The following is a 25,131-nucleotide window of genomic DNA, read 5'->3' as shown; positions in this document are numbered from 1 at the left end:
AGATGCCCGCGCTACGACTCACTTACTTGGCGGGCGTGATGCTCTGCACCTGTGCCGCGCCATTTACTCGTACCTGCAACGCCGAATCACCGGCCAACGGCCCCGGTGCCGGCCAGCGCATCACCGCGCCCGGCAGCACGTAACCGAGCAACCCTTCGGCCAATGGCTTGCTCTGCCCGGCCTGTTTGATTGCCACGTCGGTCAACCGCGCATGCACCGCGCCCTGATTGCGCACTTCGACATAAGGCTTGCCATCCACGGCTACCGTGCGCCAGCTCAACTGCGGCAGGCCAACGCCCTTGGGATCACGCGCACGGGTGCTGTCCTCTTTGCTCCACAACCCGGCGCCATAGGCAAACAGCGGCACCGAATAACGCATCTGGAAGCGGATCGCTGCGGCGGTTTTGCCTCCGTCAGCGGTTGCAGGTTGCGCGGAGGGAATTTCGTCGATGATGATCCGGTAGGCCAGCTCCTGGCCCGGCGGTACGTCCTTGGTTCGGGTCAGGCGCACCAGTTGTTTCTGCCCCGGTTCGATCTTCGCCACCGGTGGGCTGCCGATCACGTCGCGCTGGTTCTGGTATTGCTCGGCGAAACCACTCTGGCTCCAGCCGAACACGCGGATCTGCAGATTGGCGGTTTCGCTGCCGCGGTTTTCCAGCCACAGCGCACTGGCCTGTTGATCAGCCTCCAGCACCGGATCGATCGGCCAGATCAGCACCGAACTCGCCGCGTGTGCCTGGCTTGCCCCAAGCATGAACATCGTCCACATCACACAGCGCACGAAAGAATGCCGTGACGTCACTGCCCCCATAAAACTGCTCCTTGTCGGCCATTCAACTTCGCCTCACCACGACAGTTGCACCTGCAACACGTCGCTGTACGTCCCCCCAGGCTGATTGCCCGGCAATTGCACCTGACCGTAAATCGGCAGGCTGATGTTGTTCGCGTCGCTGTAAGCCACCGCCACACTCTGGCCAATGCCCAGGCTCTGGCTGTACGCCGCATCGCGAAACAGTGCATACGCCACCCGCGCGCTGCCGCTGTTGACCTGCATGTGCCGACCGCTGCTGTTGTACTGGCCGCCATCGACGCTCATGTTCAGCGTCACCCCCGGCGTGCATTGCAATTGCACCCCGCCGGTCAGCGCAACCTGCACGGTGCCGGTGGCCAATGCCGAACGCGAGCCGAAATTCAGCCCGCCATAGTTCGATACCCCGCCCACCACCAGACACCCGGCAGTGACCGTGGCACTGACCTGAAAGCTCTGGCTCGTCGCTGCGGTCAGCGGCAGCGGTGCACTGCCGGCACAGAACAGGAGCAGCGCGGCACAGCCATGGCGGCGCATGGCATCAGAACGTCAGTTCAACAGCGACGGTGTCGGTGTACGTCCCCGCCGGCAAACCGGCCTTGCCCACCGCCTGACCGTAAATGTTCACCGTCTGCGCGACCCCGGTGCTGGCGGCGAGGTTGATCGTCCCGTCGATCGCCAGCAGTTGCGAGTGCCCGGCATCGGTGTACAAGTCGTACGGCACGTAATTGGCCACACCGTCGTACAACGCTCGCGTGCCGCCCGGCGACATGCCGTCATGGGAGCCGGCGCGCACCTTGACCGTCGGCGTGGTGCCGCTGGAGCAGAGAATCGAAAGCGCCCCGCCACCACCGCCCAACACTTGTCCGGTGGCGGTGGTGAACAGGCTGTTGGCGGTGCCGAAGTTCAACGCACCGAAGTTCAGCCCGGTGGAACCGCCAGCGCCGTTGACCTGACAACTGCTGATCAGAATCAGGCTGGAGGTGATCTGGCCGGTGACCGTGGTGGCGGCGTTGGCACTGGAAACCAGCGCCAGGCCAAGCAATGACAAACCTATCCTTGATGCAAACATACGCATGGTGTCCGTCCTCTCCGGGGTTACCAGTCGAGCGTCACCGTCAGCGTGTCGGTATAGACACCTGCCGGTACCGCGCGGGTATTCGCCACCACCGAGCCAAATACCGGAATGGGTATCTGCGCAGCGCTGGTGACAGCGAAATTGTGTTGCTGGCCGATGCTGTAGCTCCGGGCGCCGGAGGGATCGACGAACAGCTCATAGGGAAGGGTCTGGCGGCCGTTGCTCAGGCGCCGGGTGTTGCCGTCACCGTGGCTGCCGCCATCGATGGTGACAGTGAAGCCGGTGACCGAAGGATTGCAGGCAACGTTGAGTTTGCCACTGCTGTCGCCATCCAGACTGGCCTTGATCGGCGCGTTCCAGGTGGGCCCCTGAAGGCCGAAATCGAGGGTGCCGAAATCGCTGACCGGGCTCTCGGGCGTGCTGGTATTGGTAACTTCGCAGCCGGCAATCAGGATCAGCCGCGCATTGATCTGCCCGCTGACCGCCGCTTGCGCCTCGTCTGCGAGCAATGCCAGCGTACCTGCCGCTACCACCATCCAGTGTTTGCCTGTCATTGCGCCCGTCCCTGCTCCCTTACGCTGACTCATTCACCGCGTTCATCATGGAACGCCTTCCTTGCACACCCGCGTCCACCGGGTGTCTTGAAACCGCGATCACCAGGTGACCGTCACCTTGACCAGATCCGAATAACGGCTGACTCGCGGCACTTCAGCCAAGCGTTCGATGCGCGCGTACAACGGTAATTCCACCGTGCCGCTGTCCGGCACCCGTCCGCTGACCGGTACGTCCACCACCAGCGGTACCCGGCGCGCCGCATCCTGATACAAGCGATACGGAATAGGTTTGCTGCCGACCGAACCGGCCATGTAGCGGACCTCACCGACACCGCCATGCAAGCCGCCATCGACGCGCATCTGGTACGGCGTGTCCGGGTTGCACTCCAGCCGTGGCAGGCGCTGATTGGTCAACGCCGCGCCCAATGGCCCGGTCGGGTCGTCAAGGCGCGCGGTGCTGCCGAAGTCGAGCACACCCAGTTGCTCAATGCCGGCGCCACGCTGTTGGCCGATCAACTGGCAGCCGCGCTGCACGTCAACGCGCACTTCGACTTGAAGATCTGCCGCATGAGCAGGCACAACGAGTACCCCCAGCAGGCCCATGACCACTTGTACATTCACTGCGCCGTTCCTTGTCAGTGATCACTTGCGACGTCGTTTCTGTGATTGAGGTTAGCAACGGTCGACGATTCCGCCAGTCGATTGGATCCAGGGATCGCCCGGGATATGTTTCGAAAGGTTGGCAACCGGTCGAGCCATGTCGCTAAAAATAGCTGTACGCGCGGCACAAATTTGTTCAATAACCGCCCACTGTCGATCCGTCGTGGTGGCTGGCCAGGTCGGCGTCTGGTTACACTGTGTCGCCGCGCTCCCGGGAGCCGGTTTTGACGATCACGGAGACGCCCACAGTGCCTGCCCACCTGCCGAAACGATCGCGACTGATCCAGCGCTGGCCGGCGTTGCGCCGTTGGTTGGGCAAGGGTTTGCCGGCCAGTGTCGGGCATGACGCCAGTGCCCAGTCGATCCATGATTACTTCCGGCACAAGGCCAGTGTGCAGGGTTACACCCTCAGCCACAGCCAGCAGCGCGTCATCGAGTGCATGGCGCAGCAGGCCAGCCTGTTGTTGGGCGCAAGCGGCCGAACTGCGCCAAGCCTGTATCTGTTCGGCGCCGTCGGACGCGGCAAGAGCTGGTTGCTCGATGGTTTCTTTCAGGCCTTGCCGATCACGCAGAAACGGCGCCTGCATTTCCATCAGTTTTTCGCGCAATTGCATCAGGGCATGTTCAGCCATCGCGAGCAGGACGATGCCCTCGAAGTGACCCTCGACGAATTGCTGGAGGATTGTCGGGTGCTGTGTTTCGACGAGTTTCATGTGCATGACATCGGCGATGCCATGCTCATCACCCGGCTGTTCAAAGCATTGTTCAAACGGCGAATTCTGCTGCTGGTGACTTCCAACTATGCGCCGGATGGCCTGCTGCCCAATCCGCTCTATCACGCCCGCTTCAAACCGGTGATCGAACTGATCAATACGCACATGCAGGTAATGGAAGTCGGCGGGCCGCACGATTACCGCAGTCACACGCGCCACTCTGCGCAGCAGTTATTCACTCAGGGCCATTACGTGTGGCCAGCCACGCCAGCGCAACGCGCCGCTCTGCAGCTGCCACCTGCAGATGCGCCAGCCGTTGCGCTAACCGTCGGCACCCGGCAGATTCGGGCTCGCTGGTGTAAAGAGCGAAGTGTCGGTTTTACCTTCAACGATCTGTGTGAACAGCCGACGGCGGTCATGGATTACCTGGAGCTGTGTCGACGTTTCGACCGCTGGATCATTGATGATCTCCCGGAACTGGGAGAATGCCCGATCGCCGCACAACAACGCTTCATCAACCTGATCGACGTGCTGTATGACCAGGACAAGCACCTGACGTTGCTGGGTCGCCTGCCCTTGCGCGAAAGCCTCGACGGCCACGCCATTGACCTGGCGCGCACGCGCAGTCGGTTGGGGCAGTTGCAAGAGATGCACAACGACGACTGAGCACACTGACCCTGTGGGAGCGAGCCTGCTCGCGAAGGCGCGGTGTCAGTCACATATCAGCGGCTGACACTCCGCCTTCGCGAGCAGGCTCGCTCCCACAAAAGGCAGCTGAAGTTTCGCCACCTACCCAATTTCAAATCCGGGTATTGCCGTTATCATGTCGCCCATTCCCAGCGCCTCAGCGTCGCTCCACTGATCATTAGCGAACCCCAACATGCACACCCTTGCTCAATTGCGCGCCGGCGAGTTGTCGGGCATCACGCGGCTGGATCTGTCTTGCGGACTGACCGAGTTCCCGGTCGAGATTTTCGAGCTGGCCGACACTCTGGAAATTCTCAATCTCAGCGGCAATGCCCTGAGCAGCCTGCCGGATGACCTGCATCGTCTGACGCGTCTGCGCGTGCTGTTCTGCTCCGACAACCCATTCACCGAACTGCCGGCCTGTCTCGGCCAATGCGCGGCGCTGACGATGGTCGGCTTCAGAGCCAATCGCATCGTCAACGTCCCCGCTCAAGCCCTGCCGCCACAACTGCGCTGGCTTATCCTGACCGACAACTGCATCGAAAGCCTGCCGAGCGAACTCGGTGAGCGCCCGGCCCTGCAAAAGCTCATGCTGTCCGGCAATCGTCTGCAAGCGCTGCCGCCTTCACTGAGCAACTGCCATCGGCTTGAGTTGCTGCGCATTTCCGCCAACCGCCTGACCGAACTGCCGCAATGGCTGCTCGCGCTGCCGAGCCTGACCTGGCTGGCCTACGCCGGTAACCCGCTGGAAACCGAGGCAGACGCCGCCGCGCTGGAGGCGACGCCGCAAATCCTTTGGTCGGCACTGCGTCTGGAACAGCGGTTGGGTGAAGGTGCCTCGGGAGTGATTTCCCGGGCGAGCTGGCAACGCGACGATGGCTCAGTGACGTCGGTTGCGGTGAAGTTGTACAAAGGTGAAATGACCAGCGATGGCTCGCCGCTGCACGAAATGAATGCCTGTATCACCGCCGGCCTGCATCCCAATCTGATCCGCATCGAGGGGCGCATCAGTGGCCATCCCGACGGCCAACAGGGACTGGTGATGCAACTGATCGATCCGTCCTTCCATAACCTCGCCGACCTGCCAAGCCTGGCGTCCTGCTCACGCGATGTGTACGCCGATGATTGCCGGTTCACTGCCGAGGTGGCGCTGAACATTGCCAGAGGCATCGCCTCCGCAGCGGAGCATCTGCATCAGCAAGGCATCACCCACGGCGATCTCTACGGGCACAACATTTTGTTGAACGCGCGCGGCGATTGCCTGCTCGGGGATTTTGGCGGGGCGTCGTTCCACGCTATTGCCGACACGGCGCAAACGCGCGCGTTGCAACGCATCGAAGTGCGTGCGTTCGGGATTTTGTTGGGGGAATTGCTGGCGCGCATCGACTCGGGGTTGAGTGATGAGCGGCGTGCGGTGCTTGAGGAGCTGGAGCGGCGTTGCTGTCAGGCGGAGGTGCTGGCGCGGCCGGGGTTTGCTGAGGTCATGCGGCAGCTTGAGAATCTGTGACCGCTGCGCGGTCAATCGCGAGCAGGCTCACTCCCACACTGGATCTGTGGCGTTCACAAATCCCCTGTGGGAGCTAGCCTGCTAGCGATGAGGCCATCACTGACGCGGTCGATCAGCCCGCCAGGCCGACAAACATGTCTTGCACGTCATCATGGTTATCGAGGCCTTCGAGGAACGCTTCAACCTCAGCCATTTGCTCGTCGCTCAAACCGCTGACCGGGTTTTTCGGCTGGTAGCCGAGCTTGGCCGACAACACGGTGAAACCTTGCTCTGGCAGCGCTTTCTGCACCGCATCCAGATCGGTAGGGTCAGTCAGGAACAGCGTTGCGCCGTCTTCGCCCGGCTCGAAATCCTGAGCACCGGCTTCGATGGCGGCCATTTCCGCATCGGCGTCCGGGGTGTCCGGCGAAGCTTCGATCATGCCGACGTGGTTGAAGTCCCAAGCCACGGAGCCGGAGGCACCCAGTTGGCCTTTACGGAACGCCACGCGGATTTCGGCGACGGTACGGTTGATGTTGTCGGTCACGCACTCGACGATCAGCGGCACCTGGTGCGGGGCGAACCCTTCGTAGGTCACGCGATGGTATTGCACGGTTTCACCCAGCAGACCGGCGCCTTTCTTGATCGCGCGATCCAGGGTTTCTTTTGGCATCGAGGCTTTCTTGGCCTGTTCGACCACCAGACGCAGGTGTGCGTTGGTGGTGGTATCGGCACCGTTGCGGGCAGCGATGGTGATTTCCTTCACCAGTTTGCCGAAGATCTTGCCCTTGGCGTTGGCTGCCGCTTCTTTGTGTTTAACCTTCCACTGTGCGCCCATTACTCACTCTCTTGATCTGTGGCGCCGAGACATCTATTGGCCGACGCGTGGCGCCAAGTTTATACGGCCTAAAGTCGGCAATCGACCAAAAAAACACAATGCAGAATCGACATTTTCACCAGTGCTTGTAGGGGGATTCTGAAAAACACCTTTGACATGACCATTCAGCGCTGTGGTTTCGTACCCTCTCAGGCCCGTATTGCCTGACAGAGCCTGTTCGAATGCTCAATGACAAGGAAAGTCCTTTTACCCTGACCCTGACCGACAGCGGCCTGTGCCTGCCGGTGGTGCGTTTCCACGGTGAGGAAGCGCTCAACCAGCCCTTCCGTTTCGACATCGAACTGATCGGTCTGGCCCCCGCCGTGGCGCCGGGCACCTTCCTGCACCAACCAGCCTACCTGCGCCTGGATGACCAGCATGGGGTGCACGGCATGATCGACAGTGCCCGTTGCGAACATCGCGGCACGCATCGGATCGGCTATCGACTGACTGTCGTGCCGCGCCTGCAACAGTTGGCCCAGCCGAGCAAACGGCGGGTCTTCGTGCAACGGAGCGTGCCGCAGATTCTCCAGCAATTGCTCAAGGGAAATGCCCTGCCCGTTGATAGCTACCGGATTGAAATGAGCGTCGGGCAATACCCGATCCGGCCGTTTTGCATTCAGTACGAAGAAAGTGATCTGGCGCTGCTGCACAGGCTTTGCGAGGAGGAAGGCATCCACTATCACTTCGAACACCGAATGGACGGCCACGTTGTCGTGTTTGCCGATGACAGCCTGAGCCTGCCACAAGTGCCGGTGCTGCTTGCGTTCAAGGCCGGCGAACAAACGCCCTCACCCAGCGTCAGTGCGCTGTACCAGCATCACCACGCAGCCCCCATCGCCACGCTGCATGCCGTGCGTAATCGAGGGCAACAGGCGATCAGCGTCGATGCCGCCAACCACATCACGGTAAATCCCCTGCCGCCAATACCTTCTCTCGAGCAACGTCACCACGAACAACGCAGCCGTCGGCATTTGGAACGGCAACGCTGCCAGCACCGCACGATCAATGGCCGCAGTGATCGGGTCGGTTTGCTCAGTGGCCATCTGCTGCAAGTGTCGGCGCATCCGATCAGCCACTTCAACGAACAATGGCGGCTCACGTCGATCCGCCATCACGGCGAGCATCCGTCGATTCTTGACCCGAACCCTGCCCTGCACCGCTACCACAACGATTTCACTGCCCAGCCCTGGTCAACCGATTTTCGTCCCGCGCTTAGACAAACCCGCCCCGGCATTGCCGGATATCACCTGGCGCAGGTGTTCGGGCCTGCCGGGCAACCGGCACAACTCGATGAGCAGGGTCGAGTCGCCGTCAGGCTGTGGCCTTCGGAACACTCGCAAACACTTGATGACGACGCGATCTGGTTACCCATCGCCATGACGCGAGCCAATGGTCGAATCGCACTGGATGAACTGCCCTGCGCCGGCAGCGAAGTGTGGGTGAGTTTCCTCGACAGCGACCCGGATCGACCGATCCTGTGTCTGGGCAACTCGCGCAACCCCACGCCTCGCGAACCACCGCCTGCACGCGATAGCAGCTTGTTGCTCGACTGGCTGCTCAACAGCGACGCCCGCTGATCCCTTTGTACATCAGCAAAAAGCGCTCAGGCTTTGTCGGCCTTACCTGCCGCGGCGGCGAATTTGGCCAGGCGCACGTCGAGATGCCGAGGTCGTCGCCCATGATCCTCGGCGCGCTCCTTGCGGCGGATAGCGTTGCGCACCATCAGTGAACCGAGGTAGCGGATCGGCTCCGGCGGGAAATAACCCAGCGGCCCGTTGACCAGCGGCGAGCGCGTCCACGGGTTGTCCAGGCCTTGCACCAGTGAAGCGAGAATCTGCCCGCCCATGTGGCACGGGCCGACGCCGCTGCCCGAATAGCCGAAACCGTAAAACACATTGCCGGCGCTGCTCATCTGGCCAAAGAACGGCAAGCCAGTGACCGAGCGATCGGAGGGGCCGTTCCAGGTGGCATCGACTTTCACATCGGCAAACGCCGGAAAGAAGTCCGCAAGACTGTTTTTCAGCAGGCCGGCATAAGGCGATGGCTGATCGAACACCGGCAGCATCCGCCCGCCAAACGCGAAGGTGTTGCCGCCCTTGCCGAGCATGATCCGGCCGTCCGGGGTGTTGTGGTAGTAGTGCACGAAAATCCGCGAATCGAGCACGGTGACCCCGCTGGTCAAACCGATCTCCTGCAACAGCTCCGGGCGCGGTTCGGTGATCAGCATGTCGCTGGAGACAATCGCCACGCTGCGTTCGAACTGCGGAAAAGCACGGGCCATCCATGCGTTCATTGCCAGCACCACGCGATCGGCGATCACCGTGCCATTCGGCGTCTGCAAGCGTGCCGGGCGTCCTTCTTCCAGCCCGGTCATTGCCGTGTTTTCGTGAATCTTCACACCCAACTGCAACGCTACCCGACGCAAGCCACGCACCAGTTTGCCCGGCTGCACACTCGCCGCTGCCGGCGAGAACCAGCCTTCCAGATGCTTGCTCGAACCGGCCATGCGCTGCACATCGGCCAGCGGGCGCTGGGTGAACGAGTTGATGCCGTTGCGCTCCAGTGCGACGATCACCGCATCGGTCGAGCCGACTTGTGCGCGGTTGGTCGCGGTGTACAGCGTGCCGTCGAGGCGATAATCGGCATCGACGCCGTACTGCTCGCAGAACTCACCGATCGCATGGATGCTGCGCTCCGATTCCTTGACCAGACGTACCGCTTCCTCGACGCCAAACAGACGTTCAAGGGTGAAATATTTTGCCGACCACGACAGCGCACATCCGCCATTGCGCCCACTGGCGCCGGCGCCGCAGATGTCCGCTTCGATCAGCAACACATCGAGTTCGGGGTTCTGCTGCTTGAGCATGATTGCCGTCCACAACCCGGTGTAACCGCCGCCAACAATGCACACATCGCTGCGGACCTCGCCCTGCAACGGCGCGCAGGGTTCAGACGTATCGGCCTGCAAGGCCTGCTCCAGCCAAAACGGTCTCATGGGGTTTCTCCAGTCAGATGGCCGCGACACAGCCTGCCACGAGCGTCGCAGCAGGCCGCGAGGCAAAGGGTTTCAGGAACGCAGGGGTTTGATCGTCAGCGGGCAATTGGGGATCGAGGCACGCGGTTCCATCACCCCGACCGGGCGGCTGTTCCAGTGCGGAATCAGCACCAGCGCCGAGAACAGCGCACAACCGGCGAAGACGATAAACACCGTCACCGAGTCGAAGTAACCCGGCAGCAAACCACCGAGCACCGCGCCGACCGAGCCGCAGCCGTTGACGAAACCGGCCGCTGTGGCGCCAGCCTTGGCTTTGCCGAAGTCGATCGCGGCGGCACCGCTGATCATTGAGTCCGGGCCGTACAGGGTCAGGCCCATGACGAACAGCAACGCGACCACCAGCAAGACACTGCCGGTGTGCAGCGCGCCCATGAACAGCGCCAGCGTCACGGTCAGCGCCAACAGGCTCAACACGCAGGCCGGCATGCGCCGGGCGCCGAAGAGTTTGTCCGAGGCCAGGCCAATCAGGATCGGCCCGAGCAACCCGGCCAGTTCGAACGAGGTGGGAATGATCGCCGCGCCGACCTTGCCGACACTCGGCATCTGCTCAAAAACAATCACCGGCCCCCACAACAGAATCGCGTAACGCGCCGGTTTCAACATGAAATACGCCAGGCCCAGCACCAGCACCGTGCGGTTACGCAGGATTTCCTTCAACGGCTCCCAGACACTCAGCTTGCTGTTGGCTTCGGTTTCTTCCGCCGTCAATTCAGGTTCCGGCTCGACCGCCGGCAAGCCGACGTCTTCCGGTTTGTTGCGCTGGAAGATAAAGAACAACACCGCGACCACGGCAACCACCACCGCACTGGAAATGAACGCCGCGTGCCAGGTGCCCATCAAGGTATACGCCCACCAGCCGGCAAATGGCGACGCCACCAGACCACCAAAGGCGTAGCAGGAACTCCATAGGCCGAGCACCCGCCCGCGCTGCTGGGACGGGAAGAAACTGCCGAGGTTTTTGCACAATCCCGACCAGCCGGTGGACTGCGCCAAGCCCTGAATCAACATGCAGGTGGCGAAGATCGGCAACGTGGCGTAACTGCCCATCACCAGCGCCGCTGCGGCGGAAATCAGCAACCCACCGAGCACCACGACCCGTGGGCCAAAGCGGTCGGCGAGCATGCCCCAGGTGAACTGGCCGAGGGCATAAGCCGCCAGATAAATGGCATCGAGGTTGGCCATGGCCATCTTGTCGAGCATGAAGGTCGGGTCTTCGGCGATGCCCAGTTTGGCCACCGAAAAGGCTTTGCGGGTGAAGTAGAAAGCGGCGTACGCCAGCCAGGTAATCGCGAAAATCTGCACGCGCCAACGCGCAATGGTGCCGATGTGCTTATTCATGGTGGTTCTGACCTCAGGGTGTGAGTGTGCCGGCAGAATCGTTAAGCAAAACGCCTGTGTTTTTATTGTTGAGCACTGCGATATCACCCCGTCCCTACGGCGATACCGGTCAGATGAGTCCTGTTGTTGCACGCTCAGGCTCATGGCCACCGTGCTGCCCGAGCGGGCAGTCAGCGATGGCGTGAGTCGATCAAAGCAATTACTGTTTAATAAATAAAATCGATTTATCGTATTTCACACATAAGCTCAGCTTGTTACTGACTTAACGATCAGGTGACTTCATGTCGGTGTCCCACGCCCAACTCAAAGCCTTCCACGCCGTGGCCGTGCATGGAAGCTTCACCAAAGCCGCCGAGCGCCTTTTTCTCACGCAACCGGCGATATCCGACCAAGTGCGCAAACTCGAAGAGCGTTTCGGCGTGTTGCTATTTCACCGCAATAAACGTTCCGTACGCCTGACCGACTTGGGCGAGCGCTTGCTGGCGATCACCCAGCGCCTGTTTGTGATTGAAGCCGAAGCGCAGGAGTTGCTGCAGGAATCTCAGGCCTTGCAGACCGGCAGCCTGATTCTCGCGGTGGATGCGCCGGTGCACGTGCTGCCGCAGATCGCGCGGTTCTGTGAGCGTTATCCGGGGATCAGCGTGAAGATCGAGACCGGCAACACCGATGAATCACTGTTTCGTCTGTTCAACTATCAGGCCGATCTGGCGTTGCTCGGGCGCGATGTCAGCGATGAGCGCTTGCTGTGTGTTCCATTGCGTAACGATCCGATGGTGGCGTTCGTTTCGCGCAATCACCCGTGGGCCGAGCGTGAATCGATTTGCCTGGAAGACCTGGATGACACGCCGCTGGTGCTGCGTGAACACGGATCGGTGACAAGGCAGACGCTGGAAGAGGAAATGGCCCGGGCCGGATTTCGCATTCGCCCGGCGATTCAAGTGGAAGGACGGGAAGCGGCACGCGAGGCGGTGGTGGTCGGGATTGGTGTCGGCGTTGTTTCGGCGGCGGAGTTTGGTGCGGATTCGCGGGTGTGTGCGTTGCCGATTGTCGACTGCACACGACGGCTGACGGAGACGCTGGTGTGTTTGCGTGAGCAAAGCAATCGACGGGTGGTGGCGACCTTCCTCGATATGGTTCGCCAGAGTCTTGTGTGAACCGTGATGGCCCCTTCGCGAGCAGGCTCGCTCCCACATTTGGAATGCATATCCCCTGTGGGAGCGAGCCTGCTCGCGAAGGGAGCGCCACGGTGTATCAGACTGGCGCAAGACCGAAGAATGCCTGAATCAAGCGCAACTCTCGTCGCCGTTCCATGCAGCCGATCATGTGCCGATTGACCAACCCTGCCCCGACAATCGGAATCGCCACCACGCGCGGGTCATGGCTGACCTCAACCGATGACACCACACCAACACCCAACTCGGCCGCGACGGCTTCGGTCACCGCCTCACGGCTATCGAGTTCCAGCAGCACGCGCGGATGGATCGACGCCTGCGCGCACGCCTGATCAAACGTACGCCGGGTGATCGAACTCGGCTCACGCAGCACCATGATCACCTGATCCAGTTCCTTGAGTTTCACTTCCCCGGCACGCACCGCCCATGGGTGCCCCGCCGGCACCAACGCGCAAATTCTTGATTCGCTCAACGCTTGCAAATGCAGGCCTTTGCGCGGCTCCACTTCGGTCAACACCGCCACATCGGCGTGTTCCGACAGCAACGCCGCGAGAGTTTCCTGAGCATTGCCCAAGCGCAGATTCACCGTGATTCCCGGATAGCGTGCACGCAGGCTGGCCAACATCGGCATGACCATGTGCGGCCCGTCCGCCGCCACTTCCAGCCGTCCGGTGAGTAATTGCCGGTTGGCCTCGAGCATTGTCTGCGCCTCTTCCGCCAGACCAAACATCGCGCGGGTGATCGCCGCGAGTTTGGTGCCCTCCTCGGTCAGTTCGACCCGTCGCGCGGTGCGCCGCAACAGAGTGATCTGGTAGTGCTCCTCCAACGCCTTGATATGCCCGGTAACTGCCGGCTGGCTGATGAACAAGCGCGCGGCGGCGCGGGTGAAGCTGCCTTCACGGGCCACGGCGTCGAACGCGCGGAGCTGGAACAGGTTCATGGATAACTCTCACTGATGGCTGGCATAACAACAAACAATTTGATTGATACAACGGCGAATTGCAACGTATGTCCCGTAGCTTCATCCCACAGCGCTATCCGAGGACACACGAATGAGTATCGCCGAACCCATCCTGCTCACTCCCGGCCCGTTGACCACTTCGGCCCGCACCCGCCAGGCGATGATGGTCGACTGGGGGTCATGGGATGACCGCTTCAACCAACTGACCGCCAGTCTGTGCGAACAACTGCTGGCGATCCTCAACGGCGCCGCCACTCACCACTGCGTGCCATTGCAGGGCAGCGGTACCTTCGCCGTCGAAGCGGCCATCGGCACTTTGGTGCCGCGTGACGGCAAAGTGCTGGTGCTGATCAACGGCGCGTACGGCAAGCGTCTGGCGAAGATTTGCGAAGTGCTCGGCCGCTCGTTCAGCACCTTCGAAACCGCTGAAGACGAACCGACGACAGCCGCCGACGTCGATCGTTTGTTGCGCGCCGACAGCGACATCACCCACGTCGCGCTGATTCACTGCGAAACCAGCACCGGGATTCTCAATCCGCTGGCGGAGATTGCCCAGGTCGTCGAGCAACACGGTAAACGCCTGATTATCGATGCCATGAGTTCCTTCGGCGCATTGCCGGTGGATGCGCAACAAGTGCCGTTCGATGCGCTGATCGCCGCGTCCGGCAAATGCCTGGAAGGCGTACCGGGAATGGGCTTCGTCTTCGCCCGCAAGGAATCACTGGCCGCAGCCGCCGGTAATTCGCACTCGCTGGCGATGGACCTGTTTGACCAGCACACCTACATGATGAAAACCGGGCAATGGCGCTTCACCCCGCCGACCCACGTGGTCGCGGCACTGCACGAAGCGCTGCTGCAATACAACGAAGAAGGTGGCCTGCCGGCGCGACATGCGCGTTACGCGGCCAATTGCGAGGCGCTGATGGACGAAATGGGCAAGCTCGGTTTGCGCAGCTTCCTGCCAGCGGCAATTCAGGCGCCGATCATTGCCACGTTCCATGCGCCGCAAGATCCGCGTTATCAGTTCAAGGATTTCTACGAACGGGTCAAGGCCAAGGGTTACATCCTCTATCCCGGCAAATTGACCCAGGTCGAAACCTTCCGCGTCGGCTGCATCGGCCACGTCAGCCCGGACGAAATGCGCCAGGCCGTCGCGGCGGTCGGCGAAGTGCTGCGTGAGATGGAAGTCCTCGAAATCTAAACCCCACACAAATCCCCTGTAGGAGTGAGCCTGCTCGCGATGAGGCCGTGTCAGTCGACGAAGATGTTGAATGATCAACCGCTATCGCGAGCAGGCTCACTCCTACATTTGAATTGCATTGCCAACTCAGGAAGTTGATCAACATGAACTACGTCAATCCAAACAAGCTGCAAGCCGCGATCCTCGACTGGGCCGGCACCGTGGTCGATTTCGGCTCGTTCGCGCCGACGCAGATCTTCGTCGAAGCGTTCGCCGAATTCGACGTGCAGGTCTCCATCGAAGAAGCCCGTGGCCCGATGGGCATGGGCAAGTGGGATCACATCCGCACCCTTTGCGATCAGCCGCAAGTGGCCGAGCGTTATCGCAAGGCATTCGGCCGCACGCCGACCGATGACGACGTCACCGCCATCTACAATCGCTTCATGCCGCTGCAGATCGAGAAGATCGCCGAGCACTCGGCACTGATTCCCGGCGCTCTGGAAACCATCGCCAACCTGCGCCAGCAAGGGATCAAGATCGGCTCTTGCTCAGGTTATCCGAAGCAAGTGATGGATAAAGTCGTCGAATTGGCCGCCACCAACGGCTACGTCGCCGACCACGTGGTTGCCACCGATGAAGTGCCGAATGGCCGTCCGTGGCCGGCCCAGGCGCTGGCCAACGTGATCGCGCTGGGCATCGACGATGTCGCGGCGTGCGTGAAGATCGATGACACCGTGCCGGGCATTCTCGAAGGCCGCCGCGCCGGTATGTGGACCGTTGCGCTGATCTGTTCGGGCAATGCGCTGGGTCTGGATTACGCCGGTTTCCGCGCCTTGGGCAGCGATGAGCTGGCCAGCGAACGCAAGCGCATTCACGCACTGTTCGAAGGCTCGCGCCCGCACTACATGATCGACACCATCACCGATTTGCCGGAAGTCATTGCCGACATCAACAAGCGCCTGGCCAATGGTGAAATGCCCCAATACAGCTAGTTCCGCCGAGACGAAGAAAACCGCTGATTGCAAACGCAATCAGCGGTTTTTTATTCGACTTGCATAAATCAAATCAAGCAAACGATTTAACAGGCGCTTACCAAACTCAAGTGTTCACTCTGAAACAAGATCACCTGCGGCGTCATAAGCCAGACCGTCCGGGTATTTAATACTGCCATCCGGAAACTTGATTGTTCCGTCCGCCCATTCAATACGCCCATCCGCATATTCGATCGTATCATCTGGCCACACGATTCGGCCATCGGGATACTCTACCCGACCATCTTCATATTGAATAATACCGTCGGGACGTGTTACCGATGTTTTATCCACATCGATCCGGCTGCCGTCCGGCAATGTCGTCGAGCCATCCTGGTGGGTTGTGGCACCGATGGTTTGAATCAGTGCAATCAAGGCAATCGGGTCGACATTGACGTTGACCGTTGGCCACGGCATCGGCGGTCGCTTGGTGTTGACTGGATCAGTCGGAAGGGTTGGCGCTACAGGCGTGGTTGGCGCCACCGGTTTGGTCGGGGCTACAGGCTTGGTCGGCACCACCGGTTTGATCGGGGCTACAGGCTTGGTCGGCACTACCGGTTTGGTCGGGGCTACAGGCTTGGTCGGCACCACCGGTTTGGTCGGGGCTACAGGCTTGGTCGGCACCACCGGTTTGGTCGGGGCTACAGGCTTGGTCGGCACCACCGGTTTGGTCGGAACTACAGGCTTGGTCGGCGTTACAGGCTTGGTCGGAGTGATGGAGGGCCGTGGTTTTGGTGTCGGTTTCGAGATCGGAGCCTTAGCCATATCTTTCTTTACGGCGTAGGTGTTTTTTTGCTGGGCAGCTACAGTAGTTTTTTTCATTTTCACAAACTCAACACAATAAAATCAGCACTAATTACAAACCTTAGAAAACAACTAAGGACCTGACAAAACAATAATCATCCCACCCCAACAATTCAAATCAAAGCAAACACAAGATATAAACAACAAACAGTTACACCAACAACTTCAAACCACCACCCAACAACTTCCCCAATACAACAACCCAACAACTTCAGAAATACGCCTTTTCGACAGCGCCACTCCGCCAGCAAAAAACATTGATTAACTCAGGCAAAAACATCACATCAGGTTTACAGTTGATACAGGCCGTCAAACAAGAAGCGGTACCTGTAAACCCTGACCGATGAGGAAACACCGTATGCCGTGGACAAGTTCCGAATCACGCTACAGCACCGTATCGGTGCTGCTGCACTGGCTGATGCTGGTGTTGTTGGTGCTGGTCTACGCCAGCATGGAATTACGTGGCCTGTTTCCCAAAGGCAGCGGCGGGCGCACGCTGATCCGCGAAGTGCACTACATGCTCGGCCTGACCGTGTTTGTGCTGGTGTGGTTTCGCCTGCTCGCGCGCAGCATTGGCCCGGCGCCGAAAATCTTCCCCGCCTCACCGCAATGGCAAACCGTACTGGCGCGGCTGATGCACTGGGCGTTGTACCTGTTCATGATCAGCATGCCGATTCTCGGCTGGCTGATTACCAGCGCCGAGGGGCATCAGGTGATGTTCTATGGTTTTGATCTGCCGCTGCTGGTCGCGGAGAACAAGGATTTCGCCAAGCAGGTCGAGCACTGGCATGTTCTGATTGCCACGATCGGTTACTGGCTGATCGGCCTGCATGCGCTGGCGGGGATCTATCACCACTATGTGGTGCGCGATAACACGCTGCTGCGGATGATGCCCAAGCGCGGTTGATTGTCAGGGGCTGGCGATAAAACCGCGCCGGCCCTGCAAGCCACCGGTATGAATGAAGATCAGCCGCGTGCCAGCTGCGAATCTGCCCGCCTCGACTTGCTGTTTGAGCGCCAGCAACGCCTTGCCGGTGTATAGCGGCTCCAGAGGAACGCCGCTGGCCTGCTCGGTCTGCTCAATGAACGTGAGCAGCAGCGGATCGACCTTGGCAAAGCCGCCGCGGCTGGCGTCGATCAGTTCATATCCCACGCAGCTCTGACCGGGCGACGGAACAATCGCCTCGACCTGCGGCGCCACGCCGTGATCCTCAGGTACCGCCAACGCGCCATAGGCCGGATGCGCACCGGCCTCGGCGAGAACCAGCCCGGCGAGTGTCGTCCCGGTGCCACAAGCCAGCCACCATCCGTGGTAATCACTCCAACCGAGCGTGGGTAATTGCGCTTGCGCCTGTTCCTTGATCGCGGCACAACCGAGCGCACCCGGTAAACCACCACCGCCCTCGGGCACTGCATGCAGTTGCGGATACAGCTCGTGCCAGGGCGCCCAGAATCCCGGTTCGTTTCGTGCGCGATAACCGCCGTAACCCAACCAATGCAGCTGCATGCCGAACGCCTGCAAATCCAGCACCGTCGGTGTCTCTTGCGCATGCCCGCGTAACAGGCCCACGGTTTTGAACCCCAGCCGCTTCCCCGCTGCCGCCAACGCGTGCAGATGATTGGAATGCGCGCCACCGAGGCTGATGATGCCTGCGGCCCCCGCACGATCGGCGGCTTTGAGGTGTTCGACGAGTTTGAACCATTTGTTGCCGCTGATCAGCGGGTCGATCTGGTCGAGGCGCAGGATCGCGACTTCAATGTCGGCGGTTGTCAGCCAGTCGAGGTGAAGGTGTTCGAGAGGGGCTTGGGGTAGCCAATCGGAGGGAGGCAAAAGCATGGGCGGCGATTCGATCTGGACAGAGCCGGCATTCTAGTCGCTCATCAGCAGCCATCGCGAGCAGGCTCACTCCTACATTGGTTTGTGGTGCTCACCGAATCTGAGAACAACAAAAAACCTGTGGGAGCGAGCCTGCTCGCGAAGGCGTCGTGTCAGTCGACATGTGTATTGGCTGACACTGCGCTTTCGCGAGCAGGCTCGCTCCCACAGGTTCAGCGGTGGAGCTTAGAGCTCAGCCGCCAGACGCGAACCTTGGTTGATCGCGCGCTTGGCATCCAGCTCGGCCGCGACATCGGCACCACCGATCAGGTGCACATTCTGCCCCGCTTCCACCAGACCGTCATGCAACTCACGCAGCGGATCCTGCCCTGCGCAAATCACGATGTTGTCCACCGCCAGCACTTGCGGCTCGCCGGTTTCGCCGATGCGGATGTGCAGGCCTTCATCATCGATGTTCAGATATTCAACGCTGTTGAGCATTTGTACCTGCTTGTTCTTCAGACCGGTCCGGTGAATCCAGCCTGTGGTTTTACCCAGACCATCACCGACCTTGGTTTTCTTGCGCTGCAACAGGAACACTTCACGGGCCGGCGCATGCGGTGCGGCTTTGATCCCGGCAACGCCACCGCGTGCCTCCAGCTGCGTATCGATGCCCCACTCTTTCCAGAACGCGGCTCGATCCTGACTGGTCGCTACGCCTTCGTGAACGAGGAACTCCGAGACGTCAAAACCGATACCACCGGCGCCGATCACCGCCACGCGTTTGCCAACCGGTTTGCGCTCGAGGATCACGTCCAGATAACTCAGCACCTTGGCGTTGTCGACGCCCGGAATCGCCGGCACACGCGGCGCAATGCCGGTGGCGAGGATGATTTCGTCATAACCGCCTTCAACCAGTTTCGCCACGTCGACGCGGGTGTTCAGGCACACCTCAACGTGAGTGGTCTGCAGTTTGCGTTTGAAGTAACGCAGGGTTTCGAAGAACTCTTCCTTGCCCGGCACACGTTTGGCGATGTTGAACTGGCCGCCGATTTCGCTGGCCGAATCAAACAGCGTCACCTGATGGCCACGTTCGGCAGCCACGGTCGCAGCAGACAAACCGGCAGGGCCGGCACCAACCACAGCGATTTTCTTGATCTGCTGCACGGGCAGGTAGTTGAGTTCGGTTTCGTGACAGGCACGCGGGTTGACCAGGCAACTGGTGAGCTTGCCGCCGAAGGTGTGATCTAAGCACGCCTGGTTGCAACCGATGCAGGTGTTGATTTCGTCGGCGCGGCCTTCGGCGGCCTTGTTGACGAAGTCCGGGTCGGCAAGAAACGGCCGCGCCATCGAGACCATGTCGGCATCGCCTTCAGCCAGAATCTGCTCGGCGATTTCCGGGGTGTTGATGCGGTTGGTGGTGATCAACGGAATCTTCACCGAGCCACGCAACTTGGCCGTGACCTTGCTGAACGCCGCGCGTGGCACTTTGGTGGCGATGGTCGGAATCCGCGCTTCGTGCCAGCCGATGCCGGTGTTGATGATGGTCGCGCCGGCCTGCTCGATGGCTTTGGCCAGGGTGACGATCTCGTCCCAGGTGCTGCCGCCCTCGACCAGATCGAGCATCGACAAACGGAAAATGATGATGAAATTCGGGCCGACCGCTTCGCGAACGCGACGAACGATTTCCACCGGCAGGCGCATGCGGTTTTCGTAGCTGCCGCCCCAACGGTCGGTGCGGTGGTTGGTGTGCGCGGCGAGGAACTGGTTAATGAAATAACCTTCCGAACCCATGATTTCGACGCCGTCGTATTCGGCGGTTTGCGCCAGTACCGAACAGGTGACGAAATCGCTGATCTGCTTCTCGATGCCTTCCTCGTCCAGCTCTTTGGGCTTGAACGGGTTGATTGGTGCCTGGATCGCACTCGGCGCTACTTGCTTGGGGCTGTAGGCATAACGCCCGGCGTGAAGGATCTGCATGCAGATCTTGCCGCCCGCCTCGTGCACCGCGCGGGTGACGATGCGGTGCTTGAGTGCTTCTTCCTCGGTGGTCAGCTTGGCCGCACCAGAATAAACGCCGCCCTCGTCGTTCGGACCAATGCCGCCAGTAACCATCAAGCCGACACCGCCACGCGCACGTTCGGCGAAGTACGCCGCCATGCGCTCGAAACCACCCGGTTTTTCTTCAAGGCCAGTGTGCATCGAGCCCATCAGGGTGCGGTTGCGCAGCGTGGTGAATCCCAAGTCCAGCGGGGCCAACAGGTGCGGGTAATGAGCGGCGGTCATCGGTAACTCCACAACGAGCAATCACGGAAAAGTTGCGGGCGCTCTGCGGCCCCCGTCAGTCATGTTCGACAGACTAAGAGTCGCATCGCTGTCACTCAATGACCGTAACTGACAACTTATTGATCCAAATGCGCAGTGCCCCTTGGCAACCGGAGCCATGGGCCCTACCCTAGTCGCCATACCCTGTACCCGGTAGTTGTTGGTTTTCATGCGCAAACTTTTGTACCTGTTCTTCTCCATGGCCCTCGTCGCCGCTTTGACCACCTACGCCATGTGGGCGGCGGACCGGCCGGCGGGGCACTACCTGTCGGACTTACGCATTAAAGTGGCGGTCGATCAGGGCACCCCAGCCGATCGCGGCAACCTGCTGGGCATCCAGCCCGAGCTGTTTCCCACCGACTATCAAAACCCCGAGCGCTTGCACCGCAAACTCGCTGCCTATTTGCAGCAAGCTCAGGATCAAGGCCTATTGAACGACAAAACCGTCGTGGTATTGCCGGAAAACGTCGGCACCTGGCTGCTGCTCAGCGGTGAAAAAGACGAGCTTTATCAGGCGCCGTCCCTTGCCGAGGCGATGAACTGGCTGGCGGCAAGCAATCCGCTGCTGTTCGCCCGCGCCTGGCTCAGCGCCAACGGCAGCGACCGCCTCAACGACGCGTACCTGCGCATGAAATCCAAGGCGATGGCCAAGGACTACCAGGCACTGTTCGGTGGTCTGGCCAAAGAGTTTCATGTGACGCTGGTAGCGGGCTCGATCGTGCTGCCGGAGCCAAGCATTCGCGACGGCCAGCTCAAACCCGGTAGCGGAGCGCTGTTCAACAGCAGCGTGGTGTTCGGCCGCGACGGCGTGCCGCTTGGCCAGCCACAGCGACAGATGCACCCGGTGTTCGATCAACGTGAAGTGATCGAAGGTGCGGACAAATATTCGCTCAACGTGGTCGATACCCCGGCCGGACGCCTCGGCGTGCTGATTGGCAGTGACAGTTGGTATCCGGACAACTACCGCCAACTCGACGAGCAACGCGTGCAATTGGTCGCGGTACCGGCACAGGTGCTCGGTCAGAGTACGTGGAACCAACCGTGGCGCGGCTATAAGGGTTCAAGTACGCCGGGATCGGTCAGCCTCAAACCCGGAGAGCTTACAGAAGGACAGGCCTGGCATCGGTTGACGCTGACCGCGCAACCGCCGAGCAGTCAAGCGATTGCCGGCATCAGTGTGTTTCTGCGCGGGCAGTTCTGGGAGAAGGCCAGTTCCGGCCAAAGTTTCCTCAGCAGCAACGGTCAGCAGTTCGCCGATGGCGAGGCTCGTGGCGCGCGCTTGCTGAACATCTGGTTGTAAGCCATGAAACCGCTACCGATGCGTCTTGGGGATCTGTCGGTGGGCTTCGTTCACAGCCTCGCCGATGCCGTGCGCAGCCATGCGGTCGATCCGCAGCCGCTGCTGGAGCAATATGGCCTCGACGCCGCGCGGTTGGCTGAGGCCGGGGCACGCTTGTCGATTCCGCGCTATATGCGTCTGGGCCACGCGGCGATTCAGCTGACCGGTAATTCGGCGCTGGGCTTGCGCATGGGCCAGCTTAGCCGCCTGAGCCAGGCCGGGCTGGCCGGTGTCACTGCCGCACAAGCGCCGACCGTGCGCGAAGCCGCACGCTGCCTGATCCGTTTCGAGGCGTTGTACGGTTCCAACTATCGCGGCCAGTCCAGTTTCCACGAAGATGCCCATGGCGCGTGGCTGCGTTTCTATTCGATCAGCCCGTACAACGCCTATAACCGTTTTGTCGTGGACTCGATCATTGCCGGGTGGCTGCATCAGCTCTCCAGTGTCAGCCGCGAACCGCTGCGCGCTGAACGCATCGACATCGAATTCGAAGCGCCGGATTACCGCGAGGCTTACAGCGTGCTGGGGGATTGCCCGATCCAGTTCGGTGCCGAGCGTAATCAACTGCGTCTGAACCTCAACAGTCTCGCACTGCGCAACCCCGAGCATTGCCCGAGTACCTGGCGGCATCTGCTGCAGTTGTGTGAGCGGGAACTTGAACAATTGACCCGCACCCGCAGCTTGCGCGAACGCATCACTCAGCTGTTGGGGCCGTTGCTCAATGGTGGCCGGGAACCCGACCTGGAAGAAGTGGCGACACGCCTGAAGCTGCCGACCTGGACCTTGCGGCGCAAACTGGCCGAGGAAGGCACGCAGTTTCGCGCGATCCTCAACGATACGCGCCGGGACCTGGCGATGACCTACATCCGTGACACCGAACTGGCCTTCGGCGAGATTGCCTACCTGCTGGGTTTCGCCTCAGCCGAAGCGTTCCAGCGAGCCTTCAAACGCTGGAGCGGTCAGACACCCGGCGAATTCCGCCGCAGCCACCGCAAAACGGCATAACAGCAGCTGCGAGCTACAAGCTTCAAGCTGCAAGTCAAAGCTCGGTGGCGTCTTCAGCGGGTTCCAGAGGATCCAGTTCAAAGGCCTGGTATTCGAGCAGCTCTTCTTGATATTCATCCATCGCGTAATCCCCCTGCTGCTCTCTTGAATGGGCCTGAGCAAATGCCCAGTGCCTCGAGCTTAACGTGCTCGTATGAAGGAAAAGTGAAACCCGGCCTTCATGAATAAAACGTAGCAGGTGGTCAGGAATTTATCGCGGGAATTTTGTCAGGGGAATGTAACGAAATTTTAAGTGCATCAGAAACCACTGTGGGAGCGAGCTGGCTCGCTCCCACAGGGATTTGCGGTGAGGCTGGTTTATTGGCCGGACGCTGGCATCGCCGGAATCGGCTCGGAGGGCGGCGGGATGTCCGGGTTGGCCGGTGGCGTGATGGTTTCGGTCGTCGATGCTGGCGCCGGTTCTGCGCTCGGGGCCGGAGTGATCGGCGCCGCCTCTGCCGGTGGCGCAACCGGTTCAGACGTCACTGGCGTCGCCTCAGCAGGTGCCGGCGCCGGTTCTGCGGCAGGCGCAGGTGTCGCAGCAGGCTCAGCCGCCGGAGTCGGTGTAGGCACCAGCGCTGCCGGAGCTGCCTTCGCCTCAGGCACACCCAAGTCAGCCTTCGGCTTCTCTTCAATGTGTGCAGCTTTCTTTGCTTCCGCCGGCAGGAACAATTCCACCAACGTGAAGAAGCGCTCATAGAACTTTTGCGACGTCACCGTCTCGCTGGCGACCTTGACCATCGAATCGTCGGACGAGCCGATCGGCATCGACACCGAGCCCAACACACCCACGCCGAGGCTGGCCGAGTTGTTGGTTTTCTTCAGCGCGTAGCGATCCTGCAAGGCGTTGGCGAACATCGTCGCATGGTGCCCGGCGCTGCCGTCATCGGCGCAGACCACGTTGAAGCTGATCTCCATGTGGGTGTCGCCGGTTTGCTGGAAGCTCTTGTGGCCGCTGACCAGTTTCGGGTCGCTGCTGGTGATGATGTAGCCCTGGCTGAGCAACGCACGCCGGGCGGCTTCGCAACTGACCGAATCGGTCACTGGATAATTACGCGAAAACGTACCGGAGTCATCGAAGTTCTCATGCTCATACATCGGCTTGTCTTTCGAACAGCCGGCAACAGCGGTCAACAACAGCGCCAACCCGACAACACGCATGGGAGTGGAAATCAACATTGAACATCCTGAGAGAAAACAGTCCGGGGCGTATTGTGCAACAGATCACGACCCCGCGGCGCATGGATTAGTGTCTTAAAGCAGTTACAACTCTATCGACCGTCAGTTGCGGGAAAAAGTCGCAACGCCAGATGATCGATGAACACGCGCAATTTCGCCGTCGCGTGGCGACTCGATGGCCATAGCACCCAAAACTGCCCGGTGTGCTCCAGATGCACATCGAGCACCCGCTGCAAGCGCCCTTGCGCCTCGGCCTCACGGGTCATGAAATCCGGCAGGCAGGCAATGCCCATGCCGGCCAGTGCCGCGTGGCTTACCGCCTCAATCGACGTGCTGACCAGCCGAGTCGGCAACGTCGGCTCGGCGGCGCCCTCTGTGCGAATCAGCGGCCAGGTTTCCAGTTTTCCAGTGGCATGAAAGGTGTGCCGAAGGCACGCATGAGTCGCCAGATCGCCCGGTGCTTGCGGCACGCCGCGCTGCGCCAGATAAGCCGGACTGGCCACCAGCACCATGTGAAACTCGCCCAACGGTCGCGCCATCAGTCGCGAATCCCGGGGTTTACCGGTGCGGATCACGGCATCGAAACCTTCTTCAACCACATCGACCATGCGATCGGTCAAATCCAGATCCAGTTCAATCTGCGGGTACAACGCCATGAACTCGGCCATGACCGGCATCACCAGGCCATGCACCTGCGGCAGGCTGATGCGCAACCTGCCATGGGGTTTCGCAGCCGCATCGCACAACTCGAACTCCGCCGCCTCGACCTCCGCGAGGATCTTGCGACAGCGCTCCAGAAACAGCGCCCCTTCACTGGTCAGCGTGACACTGCGAGTGGTGCGCTGAAACAGCCGCACGCCGAGTCGCGCTTCCAGCCGCGCGATACTTTTGCCCACCGCCGAGGATGACACCCCTTGCAGCCGTCCGGCTTCAGTGAAACTGCGCGTCTCGGCGACCTGAACGAACACCGAAATACTGCCCAGGCTATCCATACCAACCTCCCATTAACGACATCCGTGTC

23 protein-coding genes are annotated in these 25,131 nt (G+C 60.7%); 9 read left to right on the top strand and 14 right to left on the bottom strand.

The genetic code is table 11. From position 1 onward, the window contains the following. Positions 1-22 precede the first annotated feature (22 nt). The 5 genes from KBP52_RS29070 to KBP52_RS29050 form a co-directional block, all read right to left on the bottom strand. Positions 23-811 (bottom strand): molecular chaperone, encoded by a 789-nt coding sequence (locus KBP52_RS29070; protein ID WP_212621520.1) that lies wholly within the window; start codon positions 809-811, stop codon positions 23-25. A gap of 33 nt (positions 812-844) precedes the next feature. Further along, complete coding sequence (locus KBP52_RS29065; protein ID WP_134178274.1) at positions 845-1,345, bottom strand: spore coat U domain-containing protein; 501 nt, start codon at positions 1,343-1,345, stop codon at positions 845-847. 4 nt (positions 1,346-1,349) lie between these two features. Then, on the bottom strand, positions 1,350-1,886 hold the full coding sequence (locus KBP52_RS29060; protein WP_064389251.1) for a spore coat U domain-containing protein: 537 nt from the start codon (positions 1,884-1,886) through the stop codon (positions 1,350-1,352). A 20-nt stretch (positions 1,887-1,906) separates the two neighbouring features. Further along, positions 1,907-2,440, bottom strand: coding sequence for a spore coat U domain-containing protein (locus tag KBP52_RS29055; protein ID WP_116030184.1), 534 nt, complete (start codon positions 2,438-2,440; stop codon positions 1,907-1,909). Between the two features lie 99 nt (positions 2,441-2,539). Beyond that, the gene (locus KBP52_RS29050) at positions 2,540-3,061 is read right to left on the bottom strand and encodes a spore coat U domain-containing protein (RefSeq protein WP_116030185.1); all 522 of its coding nucleotides are present in this window, start codon (positions 3,059-3,061) and stop codon (positions 2,540-2,542) included. Between the two features lie 287 nt (positions 3,062-3,348). Between KBP52_RS29050 and zapE the strand changes: the two genes are divergently transcribed. Continuing rightward, the gene (gene zapE, locus KBP52_RS29045; protein ID WP_212621519.1) at positions 3,349-4,479 is read left to right on the top strand and encodes a cell division protein ZapE; all 1,131 of its coding nucleotides are present in this window, start codon (positions 3,349-3,351) and stop codon (positions 4,477-4,479) included. 214 nt (positions 4,480-4,693) lie between these two features. Continuing rightward, entirely contained in the window at positions 4,694-6,007 is a 1,314-nt protein-coding gene (locus KBP52_RS29040; protein ID WP_212621518.1) for a leucine-rich repeat-containing protein kinase family protein, read from the top strand. A gap of 112 nt (positions 6,008-6,119) precedes the next feature. On the opposite strand, the gene KBP52_RS29035 is transcribed toward KBP52_RS29040, so the two are convergent. Next, a complete protein-coding gene (locus tag KBP52_RS29035; protein ID WP_077573671.1) occupies positions 6,120-6,824 on the bottom strand; it encodes a YebC/PmpR family DNA-binding transcriptional regulator in 705 nt (234 codons plus the stop codon). Between the two features lie 221 nt (positions 6,825-7,045). On the opposite strand from KBP52_RS29035, the gene tssI reads away from it, so the two are divergent. Beyond that, on the top strand, positions 7,046-8,443 hold the full coding sequence (gene tssI, locus KBP52_RS29030; RefSeq protein ID WP_212621517.1) for a type VI secretion system tip protein TssI/VgrG: 1,398 nt from the start codon (positions 7,046-7,048) through the stop codon (positions 8,441-8,443). 26 nt (positions 8,444-8,469) lie between these two features. Here tssI and KBP52_RS29025 read toward each other — a convergent pair whose 3' ends face one another. Beyond that, complete coding sequence (locus KBP52_RS29025) at positions 8,470-9,861, bottom strand: FAD-dependent oxidoreductase (protein WP_212621516.1); 1,392 nt, start codon at positions 9,859-9,861, stop codon at positions 8,470-8,472. 72 nt (positions 9,862-9,933) lie between these two features. Further along, positions 9,934-11,259 carry an MFS transporter gene (locus tag KBP52_RS29020; protein WP_077573674.1) on the bottom strand — a complete coding sequence of 442 codons (1,326 nt, stop codon included), beginning with the start codon at positions 11,257-11,259 and terminating at the stop codon, positions 9,934-9,936. Between the two features lie 281 nt (positions 11,260-11,540). On the opposite strand from KBP52_RS29020, the gene KBP52_RS29015 reads away from it, so the two are divergent. Beyond that, entirely contained in the window at positions 11,541-12,413 is an 873-nt protein-coding gene (locus tag KBP52_RS29015) for a LysR family transcriptional regulator (protein ID WP_102901641.1), read from the top strand. Between the two features lie 97 nt (positions 12,414-12,510). On the opposite strand, the gene KBP52_RS29010 is transcribed toward KBP52_RS29015, so the two are convergent. After that, on the bottom strand, positions 12,511-13,371 hold the full coding sequence (locus KBP52_RS29010) for a LysR substrate-binding domain-containing protein (RefSeq protein WP_116030190.1): 861 nt from the start codon (positions 13,369-13,371) through the stop codon (positions 12,511-12,513). Between the two features lie 112 nt (positions 13,372-13,483). On the opposite strand from KBP52_RS29010, the gene KBP52_RS29005 reads away from it, so the two are divergent. Then, positions 13,484-14,593 (top strand): 2-aminoethylphosphonate--pyruvate transaminase, encoded by a 1,110-nt coding sequence (locus KBP52_RS29005; protein WP_077573677.1) that lies wholly within the window; start codon positions 13,484-13,486, stop codon positions 14,591-14,593. 143 nt (positions 14,594-14,736) lie between these two features. Continuing rightward, positions 14,737-15,564 carry a phosphonoacetaldehyde hydrolase gene (phnX, locus tag KBP52_RS29000; protein WP_077573678.1) on the top strand — a complete coding sequence of 276 codons (828 nt, stop codon included), beginning with the start codon at positions 14,737-14,739 and terminating at the stop codon, positions 15,562-15,564. 114 nt (positions 15,565-15,678) lie between these two features. Here phnX and KBP52_RS30620 read toward each other — a convergent pair whose 3' ends face one another. Then, positions 15,679-16,368, bottom strand: a complete 690-nt coding sequence (locus KBP52_RS30620; RefSeq protein ID WP_249122225.1) for a hypothetical protein — start codon at positions 16,366-16,368, stop codon at positions 15,679-15,681. A 397-nt stretch (positions 16,369-16,765) separates the two neighbouring features. Between KBP52_RS30620 and KBP52_RS28985 the strand changes: the two genes are divergently transcribed. Next, positions 16,766-17,314 carry a cytochrome b gene (locus tag KBP52_RS28985; RefSeq protein WP_077573681.1) on the top strand — a complete coding sequence of 183 codons (549 nt, stop codon included), beginning with the start codon at positions 16,766-16,768 and terminating at the stop codon, positions 17,312-17,314. 3 nt (positions 17,315-17,317) lie between these two features. Here KBP52_RS28985 and KBP52_RS28980 read toward each other — a convergent pair whose 3' ends face one another. Beyond that, positions 17,318-18,244 (bottom strand): pyridoxal-phosphate dependent enzyme, encoded by a 927-nt coding sequence (locus KBP52_RS28980; protein ID WP_212621514.1) that lies wholly within the window; start codon positions 18,242-18,244, stop codon positions 17,318-17,320. A gap of 225 nt (positions 18,245-18,469) precedes the next feature. Then, positions 18,470-20,509 carry an NADPH-dependent 2,4-dienoyl-CoA reductase gene (locus KBP52_RS28975; protein WP_212621513.1) on the bottom strand — a complete coding sequence of 680 codons (2,040 nt, stop codon included), beginning with the start codon at positions 20,507-20,509 and terminating at the stop codon, positions 18,470-18,472. A 208-nt stretch (positions 20,510-20,717) separates the two neighbouring features. Here KBP52_RS28975 and KBP52_RS28970 point away from each other — a divergent pair, with 208 nt between their 5' ends. Together KBP52_RS28970 and KBP52_RS28965 are read left to right on the top strand one after the other, a co-directional pair. Further along, entirely contained in the window at positions 20,718-21,848 is a 1,131-nt protein-coding gene (locus KBP52_RS28970; RefSeq protein ID WP_212621512.1) for a nitrilase-related carbon-nitrogen hydrolase, read from the top strand. Between the two features lie 3 nt (positions 21,849-21,851). Then, complete coding sequence (locus KBP52_RS28965) at positions 21,852-22,892, top strand: AraC family transcriptional regulator (RefSeq protein ID WP_116030195.1); 1,041 nt, start codon at positions 21,852-21,854, stop codon at positions 22,890-22,892. A 357-nt stretch (positions 22,893-23,249) separates the two neighbouring features. Here KBP52_RS28965 and KBP52_RS28960 read toward each other — a convergent pair whose 3' ends face one another. Together KBP52_RS28960 and KBP52_RS28955 are read right to left on the bottom strand one after the other, a co-directional pair. Further along, entirely contained in the window at positions 23,250-24,110 is an 861-nt protein-coding gene (locus KBP52_RS28960; RefSeq protein WP_077573686.1) for a DUF2242 domain-containing protein, read from the bottom strand. Positions 24,111-24,202: 92 nt separating this feature from the next. Then, positions 24,203-25,102: a LysR family transcriptional regulator gene (locus tag KBP52_RS28955; protein WP_212621511.1), complete on the bottom strand. Its 900-nt coding sequence runs from the start codon at positions 25,100-25,102 to the stop codon at positions 24,203-24,205. Positions 25,103-25,131: the final 29 nt, after the last annotated feature.

Source organism: Pseudomonas sp. SCA2728.1_7 (assembly GCF_018138145.1).
In the GTDB taxonomy this organism is placed as follows: Bacteria; Pseudomonadota; Gammaproteobacteria; order Pseudomonadales; family Pseudomonadaceae; genus Aquipseudomonas; species Aquipseudomonas koreensis_A.
This window is presented reverse-complemented; position numbering and strand designations above follow the sequence as displayed.

Coding starts and splice junctions, on each gene's coding strand:
- KBP52_RS29070 (WP_212621520.1), bottom strand. CDS start 811: ATGGGGGCAGTGACGTCACGGCATTCTTTCGTGCGCTGTGTGATGTGG.
- KBP52_RS29065 (WP_134178274.1), bottom strand. CDS start 1,345: ATGCGCCGCCATGGCTGTGCCGCGCTGCTCCTGTTCTGTGCCGGCAGT.
- KBP52_RS29060 (WP_064389251.1), bottom strand. CDS start 1,886: ATGCGTATGTTTGCATCAAGGATAGGTTTGTCATTGCTTGGCCTGGCG.
- KBP52_RS29055 (WP_116030184.1), bottom strand. CDS start 2,440: ATGACAGGCAAACACTGGATGGTGGTAGCGGCAGGTACGCTGGCATTG.
- KBP52_RS29040 (WP_212621518.1), top strand. CDS start 4,694: ATGCACACCCTTGCTCAATTGCGCGCCGGCGAGTTGTCGGGCATCACG.
- KBP52_RS29035 (WP_077573671.1), bottom strand. CDS start 6,824: ATGGGCGCACAGTGGAAGGTTAAACACAAAGAAGCGGCAGCCAACGCC.
- tssI (WP_212621517.1), top strand. CDS start 7,046: ATGCTCAATGACAAGGAAAGTCCTTTTACCCTGACCCTGACCGACAGC.
- KBP52_RS29025 (WP_212621516.1), bottom strand. CDS start 9,861: ATGAGACCGTTTTGGCTGGAGCAGGCCTTGCAGGCCGATACGTCTGAA.
- KBP52_RS29020 (WP_077573674.1), bottom strand. CDS start 11,259: ATGAATAAGCACATCGGCACCATTGCGCGTTGGCGCGTGCAGATTTTC.
- KBP52_RS29015 (WP_102901641.1), top strand. CDS start 11,541: ATGTCGGTGTCCCACGCCCAACTCAAAGCCTTCCACGCCGTGGCCGTG.
- KBP52_RS29010 (WP_116030190.1), bottom strand. CDS start 13,371: ATGAACCTGTTCCAGCTCCGCGCGTTCGACGCCGTGGCCCGTGAAGGC.
- KBP52_RS29005 (WP_077573677.1), top strand. CDS start 13,484: ATGAGTATCGCCGAACCCATCCTGCTCACTCCCGGCCCGTTGACCACT.
- phnX (WP_077573678.1), top strand. CDS start 14,737: ATGAACTACGTCAATCCAAACAAGCTGCAAGCCGCGATCCTCGACTGG.
- KBP52_RS30620 (WP_249122225.1), bottom strand. CDS start 16,368: ATGGCTAAGGCTCCGATCTCGAAACCGACACCAAAACCACGGCCCTCC.
- KBP52_RS28985 (WP_077573681.1), top strand. CDS start 16,766: ATGCCGTGGACAAGTTCCGAATCACGCTACAGCACCGTATCGGTGCTG.
- KBP52_RS28980 (WP_212621514.1), bottom strand. CDS start 18,244: ATGCTTTTGCCTCCCTCCGATTGGCTACCCCAAGCCCCTCTCGAACAC.
- KBP52_RS28975 (WP_212621513.1), bottom strand. CDS start 20,509: ATGACCGCCGCTCATTACCCGCACCTGTTGGCCCCGCTGGACTTGGGA.
- KBP52_RS28970 (WP_212621512.1), top strand. CDS start 20,718: ATGCGCAAACTTTTGTACCTGTTCTTCTCCATGGCCCTCGTCGCCGCT.
- KBP52_RS28965 (WP_116030195.1), top strand. CDS start 21,852: ATGAAACCGCTACCGATGCGTCTTGGGGATCTGTCGGTGGGCTTCGTT.
- KBP52_RS28960 (WP_077573686.1), bottom strand. CDS start 24,110: ATGTTGATTTCCACTCCCATGCGTGTTGTCGGGTTGGCGCTGTTGTTG.
- KBP52_RS28955 (WP_212621511.1), bottom strand. CDS start 25,102: ATGGATAGCCTGGGCAGTATTTCGGTGTTCGTTCAGGTCGCCGAGACG.